The organism is Pedobacter sp. 01T416_2 (genome assembly GCF_056398925.1).
Window position 1 is genome coordinate 1 of sequence record NZ_JBFTQI010000301.1, and the last position, 6,600, is coordinate 6,600.

Below are 6,600 nucleotides of genomic sequence, written 5' to 3' on the forward strand. Positions count from 1 at the left end.
CGATAAACGTTTCTATTTATCACAGTTAGGCTATAGCGATGTAACTTTCGAAGGTGGTTATATCGCCGGAAAAGTGCCTTTCCCTTTATTGGCCATACACCGAGCCAACCAAACTTACGCCTATCAGCTCAACTCTTATAACCTGATGAACTTCCTCGAGTTTGTGAGCGACCATTATGTAAGCATTAATATAGACCACAATTTTAACGGCTTCTTTTTTAATAAAGTACCATTAATTAAGCGGTTAAAATTAAGGGAAGTGGTTTCGTTTAAGGCATTATATGGTGGGTTGAGGAACGAAAACAATCCAAATTTCCAATCAGGACTATATCAGTTTCCCGTTTACGAAAATGGCGCACAAAGAACTTATGCATTGGGTAACGAGCCCTACATGGAGGGCAGTGTTGGTGTAGGTAATATCTTTAAACTATTGAGGGTAGACGTGGTGAAGCGGTTCAACTATCTCAATAATCCGGAGGTTTCGGAGTGGGGAATAAGGGCAAGGGTAAAATTTGATTTTTAAGAAAAAAGCTATGGGAAAAAATCTAAGAGACAGTCTGCAACAGGGCATATACAAGGTGATCAATCCTTTTGTAAAGGGACTGATAAAAATAGGTTTAACGCCTAATGCGGTGACGACCATTGGCCTGATCCTGAATATCGGTGTGGCCGTAATTTTTGTGCTCGGTGCCGAAAAATCGAACCGTGGCGATATGTCATACATCGGTTGGGGAGGGGCGCTGGTGCTTTTTGCGGGTCTGTTTGATATGCTCGATGGTCAGGTGGCGCGATTAGGGAACATGAGTTCGAAGTTTGGTGCTTTGTACGATTCGGTTCTTGATCGCTATAGCGAAATGATCATGTTTTTGGGCATCTGTTATTACCTGGTTGCGCATCATTATTTTTTAAGTTCCTTGTTTGCGTTTATCGCATTAATCGGCTCGATGATGGTGAGTTATACCCGCGCAAGGGCCGAGGGATTAGGTGTGGAGTGTAAAGGCGGTTTAATGCAAAGACCAGAAAGGGTAGTAACCATTGGCGTTTTTGCCATAGCCTGTGGTATTGCAGGTCATTTTATTGGCGGCAATTACAAAGTTTACGTACCAGGTGTTTCATTCCATGTTTTCGAAACGATGTCGATTTTTACCATGCCCATTACCCTAATGGCAGTATTGACCAATATCACTGCAGTTAAAAGGTTACAGGAAGCCAAAAAAGGACTCGAAGCGCAAGAATTTAATGAGCGAAAAGGAAATAACAAGGCGGCATTAATTGCGGGTTTGGTATTAATGGGAAGTTTAACTGGAGTACTTCCCTTTAATGCAAATGCGCAGGGATTAGATCCTTCTCCGATTACTTTTCCAACGCCAAAAGATATCAGTAATCAGCTGTTTTATTTACAGCGCGATCCGAATACCAATACCATTATCTGCCAGCTAAATGTAGACAAACATGGCGAAGTAAATAAAGAACAGCCCGTAAATGTATTTTGGATGCGCTACGGAGATAAAGGCGAGAAGAAAGAACTGAGTTATATCCAGCGGAAATTTGCATATGGCATTATCAGCAAAAATCTGGGTAACGGTCAGTTCGAATTGAGGTTTACCTCGCATAAAAAACTGCCAATGTACCTGAATAAATCTGGTGCAGATAAAAAATACCATGTTTTTGCCACCATTAACAATAAAAAAATGCAGTTAGAACGGATTTTCCTTCGGATTGAGGGCGGTACCTTTTGGTTTCCGAATGTAAAATATGTAGAGATAAAAGGTGTTGATGCTTCGGAGCCTTCAAAAGTGTTAGTTGAAAGGATTAAGGTTTAGCTGATGTCATTCTGAGTGCAACGAAGAATCTTTTACTATTTAGGGCCAGGGGTTGTGTGCTGTAGGTTAGAGATTCTTCACTGCGTTCAGAATGACAGCGATTTGTCAGTCTGAGTGGAGTCGAAGACTTTCACTAAACGCTCACTTGATCCGTCATTTCGAGCGGAGTGCAACGAAGCCGAGAAATCTAAAAGATAGATCTCTCCATTTCGCTCTCGATGAAAAATCGGTGCGCTCGAGTCGAGATGACGATTACACATTAACCGAGTCGAAGACCAGTTAAAATATTACCAATGAAAAAGAATTTTGTTTCAAATTCGACAGCATCTATCAGGATGTTTAAAAATGACTTTTTAGAAAGCCTATCAAAAGTTAGGTTTTATGTGCCTTTGATTGTTTATGTTCCGGTTATTGCTTTCCTTTTTTGGAAGGCGCTTTGGGAAATCGAAATGCCTGTTTTGAGTTTTGCAGGTTGGTTTTTGTTAGGCCTGGCCATCTGGACAATTACCGAATACATCCTGCACCGCTATGTTTTCCATTTCGAACCGGAAGTCGAATGGGGCAAGAAAATCCATTTTATTTTTCACGGTGTACACCACGATTACCCCAACGATGCCAAAAGATTGGTGATGCCACCTTCGGCTAGTATCCCTATGGCTTTGGGTTTTTATTTTCTTTTCGATTGGTTATTGCCCGATACAGTGGTTTATCCATTTTTTTCCGGTTTTATGATCGGCTATCTATTTTACGATATGGTGCATTATGCACTTCACCATGCCAATTTTAAAAGTGGTTTCTGGAAACAGTTAAAACAGCACCATATGCTTCATCATTATTCCGATTCGACCAAGGGGTATGGGGTAAGTTGGACTTTTTGGGATCATATTTTTAGATCTAATTTTGATAAAAAATAACATGCAGCAAGAAGTATTGCTTAAAAACAGTTTTTATAATCTTCGGAATATTTATCTAACAGTTGCTATATCTGTTGGATATCTATTGTTATCAGTACTACTGGTCGGCTTTAAAACCGATCAGCTGGTGCTGATTTTTATTTTTAATGCTTTGTTTTTTATTTCGAAGGGAACCAGGCAGTTTATCCTCGGCTTTTCAATCTTTATTGTCTATTGGATTCTGTTTGATTACATGAAAGCCTTTCCAAACTATCTTTTTAATACGGTACATATTGAAGATTTATATGACCTGGAAAAAAATACTTTCGGCATTAACTACCATGGCTTAATACTTACACCTAACGAGTATTGGAAAATAAACAGTACAACATTTTTAGATGTATTAACCGGGTTTTTCTACCTGATGTGGGTACCTGTTCCACTGGCATTCGCTACTTATTTGTTCTTTAAGAATAAAGAACAGTTTGTTTGGTTTTCGCTCACCTTTGTGTGGGTAAATTTATTAGGCTTTGTGTTGTACTACGCTTTTCCGGCTGCACCACCGTGGTATGTGCAGGAGCATGGCTTCGAATTTATCGCGAAAACTGCCGGCAATACTGCCGGATTGGCCCGGTTTGACCATTATTTTAACATTACACTTTTTCATGGCATATACAGCAAAGGCTCTAATGTATTTGCGGCCATGCCATCGCTGCACTCGTCTTATCCTGTTATAGTTGTTTATTATGGTTTAAAAAACCGCTTGGGGAAAATCAATATTTTTTTTGCTGCCGTAATGCTTGGAATCTGGTTTTCGGCTGTTTATACCAGTCATCATTATACGCTTGATGTATTAGCCGGATTAAGCTGCGCCATAGTAGGTATTATTTCTTTCAATTATTTAATGCGGAATACTAAGTTGAAACAGTTTGCAGCAAATATGATAAGTGCCATTCGTAATTAAGAAAGCCCAATAACCGATCGGTTATTGGGCTTAGGGGCACAAGTTATTGGAATTAGGAATGAAACTAATTATTTAACACTTACCCATTTGTTTGAGCATGTGATCTGGTGCTCAAGATTATTAGAAAGTGTGTGGGAAATATTCGTTTTCAACTGTTCCGTCATCGTACATTTTAAGTATTGCATACCCGGGAGGTGTTTCCAGGTAATAACCTGGGCCCGCCGATTCTGCATCACCCTTGCCCCACCAAAAACCACTCATGGCTCCATTGCAACAGTAGCGAACACCATTGTAAACGGTTTGATCGGAAAGATGGTTATGGCCGCTGAGGCAGATTTTTACCTTATCCCGGTGTTTGTAGAAGAGATCTTTCAGTTTTTTACAATCCGAATGTCCGCCACCAACCAATACCTGGGTGGTGCCCAGGATTGGATAATGCGACATAAGCAGGGTAGGCGTACCAGCGGGCAGGTTTTTTAATTCCTGCTCAAGCCAGTTATACTGCTCATCATCAAGCGAAATTTTGCTGTTATTTCCATCAAGGATAATAAAATGCCAGTTCTTTTTGGAGAAACTATAATAACGGCTAGGAATCTTTAGCCGTTTCACAACATAGTTCTTTCCATACATTTCATCCTCTTTTGTAGGTGCTTTCCACCATGTATCGTGGTTGCCAATACAGCTGTGTATTTCGTATTTATCAATTGTTTTAATACAATCATCCCAAATACCCCATTGTTCGGTTACCTGGTTGCGTACTACATTATCGTAAGAAGCATCGTTAATCGAATCTCCTCCGTTTAAGAAGAAATCAATTTTATGTTTGCTGATAATCTGTTTTAAACAGGCTTTAAATCGCTCAGGAGCATTTTCTCCTGCACGTATGTGCACATCGGTAATATGTGGAACAGTAAGCATCAGTTTTTTACCTTTTGGTTTATCCAAAAGTGCTTCTGAAGCCAGTGCTGGTAATGTGCCTGAAAATGCAGCACCTGCTGAGATCCCTATGGCCTTTAGTAAAGACCTTCTTTTTATTTCTTTCATCATTACCAACCAAAAATTTGTTTCAGTTTAGGGTTTAGGATTACTTGTTGTTGCGGAATAGGGCGATAATAGAATTTTGGTTCCTCAAAAATTCTAACCACATTTTCTGTTACGATATTACCTCCAGTGTTGCCGTTCTTTAAATAAACCGTTGCATCAGTCCCGATTAATCCTGCACGGTAATAAATAAGTTTTACCCCAAGTGAGTTCTTTTCTTTCTGGTCTTCGCCAGGTATGGTTGCCGTTCTGTCAATCAGAATAATATCTTCAACCCCATCACCGGTAAGATCATATTTGCCTAATCCGGCGAAGTACATGCCTTCAGGACTTTTGGTAAGCAGTTTACCCACCTTCCAGCGCATTAAATCGTCAAAGCGCATGTTTTCGAAAGCATATTCTACCCTGCGTTCCCTTCTAATTTCAAGTATAACACCTGCGTTAGCGGTAACATTTGGATATTGCAACTGCAATGCTGGATCTGGATTGACGTTAGCCGTTGCCAGATTAAGATCGGGCAAGCCTGCTCTTCTACGAAGCAGATTTACCGATTGGTCTAGCTGGGTTTGTGTTAGTGTACCTAATTCGGCAAGTGCTTCAGCATAGGTTAATAGCACCTCTGCATAACGGTATACCGGAAAATCTACACTATTTAAGATCGAGTTATCGGTACTGTTTACATAACCTTTCAACTGATGGTAACCTGTAAAGTTTTTATTTAAGCGCTGAATATACGGTGTAGGATCGGGTACTCTTATCCACCCCGGGTAAACCATGGTCTGCGACATCCGTGGATCGCGGTTTTTAAATTCTGCTACAAAGCCCAGTTGTGCGTAGTTTGCTACATCAGTAAACCTACTTCCATCTTTCATTAAGTACGTTTGCAATAGGTCTTTGGCTGGTGCCTGCTCATAATCGCCAAATACAGTCGAATTCACATTCTGGCTTTTGCTCTTACTCAGGTCGAAGATGTTAACCAGAATCACTTCGCTGTTGGCAGTTAAATCCTGACTGGAGAAAAGCGTTGCATAATCTTGTTCCGGCTTTCCGGTATTGTAAATGTTAAATTTTTTGCCAGCGATGATCTCACCAGAAATTTTTGCTGCAGTTTCTAAAAAAGTATTTGCTGAACTACTTAAATTCAGTTCGTTATGGTATTTACGATAAGTACCTTCGTAAAGTGCTGCCCGTGCATACAAAGTGGCTACTGCCCATTTCCCCGGAGTACCCACCGGAACACTTTCCCTTACATTTTTATAGGCAAAATCTAAATCGGCCATTATACTGTCGGCAATTAATGTCCTTGGATCGCGGGCTTTGTAAAGTTCTTCATCGCCTGGTTCCAATGTGCCTGAATACCAGGGTACATCAGAAAAACGCTTTACTTTGTCTAAATAGAATTCGGCACGGTAATACCTGGCCAAACCTGCATAGTGGTTTTTAACGACAGCAGAAACCTGTGCTTTTCCATAGTTTTCCAGAAAGTAATTAATGTTTCTTAATCTGCCCCAGCTCCAGCCAGATGTAATATTCTGGGCATTTGTGTTACCCGTCATGACATTTTTTACCTCAACTGCCGCGGTGGTAGCTACGTTATCTGTACTCTGATCGTTAAGATARGTATTGCGGTCTGGCTGAGAGAGTAGGCCATTTACGTAAAGCGAAAGATCACTTTCGGTATTAAAGAACAGGTTAGGTGAGATGGATGTTTGTGGGAAACGGTCCAGCCCAGCTTTTTTACAGGCTGCGAGCATACCCGCAGCTGCAATAAATACGATATATATATACTTTTTCATTTTTAAAATGATTTAAATGTGAGGGCTTAGGTTAAAAATCGAGGTTTAAACCAAAAGCATATCTGCGTTGGTAAGGGTATGCC

General features: G+C 40.4%; 6 protein-coding genes. 4 read left to right on the forward strand and 2 right to left on the reverse strand.

The features are described 5' to 3' along the window. The 4 genes from AC1DPQ_RS13895 to AC1DPQ_RS13910 all read left to right on the forward strand — a co-directional run. A partial coding sequence (locus AC1DPQ_RS13895; RefSeq protein ID WP_477609800.1) for a DUF5686 family protein occupies positions 1-523 on the forward strand: 523 nt, incomplete at its 5' end. A gap of 10 nt (positions 524-533) precedes the next feature. Continuing rightward, complete coding sequence (locus AC1DPQ_RS13900) at positions 534-1,823, forward strand: DUF4833 domain-containing protein (protein ID WP_477578498.1); 1,290 nt, start codon at positions 534-536, stop codon at positions 1,821-1,823. Between the two features lie 293 nt (positions 1,824-2,116). Continuing rightward, positions 2,117-2,737, forward strand: a complete 621-nt coding sequence (locus AC1DPQ_RS13905; protein ID WP_477578500.1) for a sterol desaturase family protein — start codon at positions 2,117-2,119, stop codon at positions 2,735-2,737. A 1-nt stretch (position 2,738) separates the two neighbouring features. Next, on the forward strand, positions 2,739-3,680 hold the full coding sequence (locus tag AC1DPQ_RS13910) for a phosphatase PAP2 family protein (RefSeq protein WP_477578502.1): 942 nt from the start codon (positions 2,739-2,741) through the stop codon (positions 3,678-3,680). A gap of 120 nt (positions 3,681-3,800) precedes the next feature. Here AC1DPQ_RS13910 and AC1DPQ_RS13915 read toward each other — a convergent pair whose 3' ends face one another. Both AC1DPQ_RS13915 and AC1DPQ_RS13920 read right to left on the reverse strand, forming a co-directional pair. Beyond that, on the reverse strand, positions 3,801-4,727 hold the full coding sequence (locus AC1DPQ_RS13915; RefSeq protein WP_477578504.1) for a metallophosphoesterase family protein: 927 nt from the start codon (positions 4,725-4,727) through the stop codon (positions 3,801-3,803). Next, positions 4,727-6,517, reverse strand: coding sequence for a RagB/SusD family nutrient uptake outer membrane protein (locus AC1DPQ_RS13920; RefSeq protein ID WP_477578506.1), 1,791 nt, complete (start codon positions 6,515-6,517; stop codon positions 4,727-4,729). The genes AC1DPQ_RS13915 and AC1DPQ_RS13920 overlap by 1 nt, the downstream gene beginning before the upstream one ends. Positions 6,518-6,600 lie beyond the last annotated feature (83 nt).

Coding starts and splice junctions, on each gene's coding strand:
- AC1DPQ_RS13910 (WP_477578502.1), top strand. CDS start 2,739: ATGCAGCAAGAAGTATTGCTTAAAAACAGTTTTTATAATCTTCGGAAT.
- AC1DPQ_RS13915 (WP_477578504.1), bottom strand. CDS start 4,727: ATGATGAAAGAAATAAAAAGAAGGTCTTTACTAAAGGCCATAGGGATC.
- AC1DPQ_RS13905 (WP_477578500.1), top strand. CDS start 2,117: ATGAAAAAGAATTTTGTTTCAAATTCGACAGCATCTATCAGGATGTTT.
- AC1DPQ_RS13900 (WP_477578498.1), top strand. CDS start 534: ATGGGAAAAAATCTAAGAGACAGTCTGCAACAGGGCATATACAAGGTG.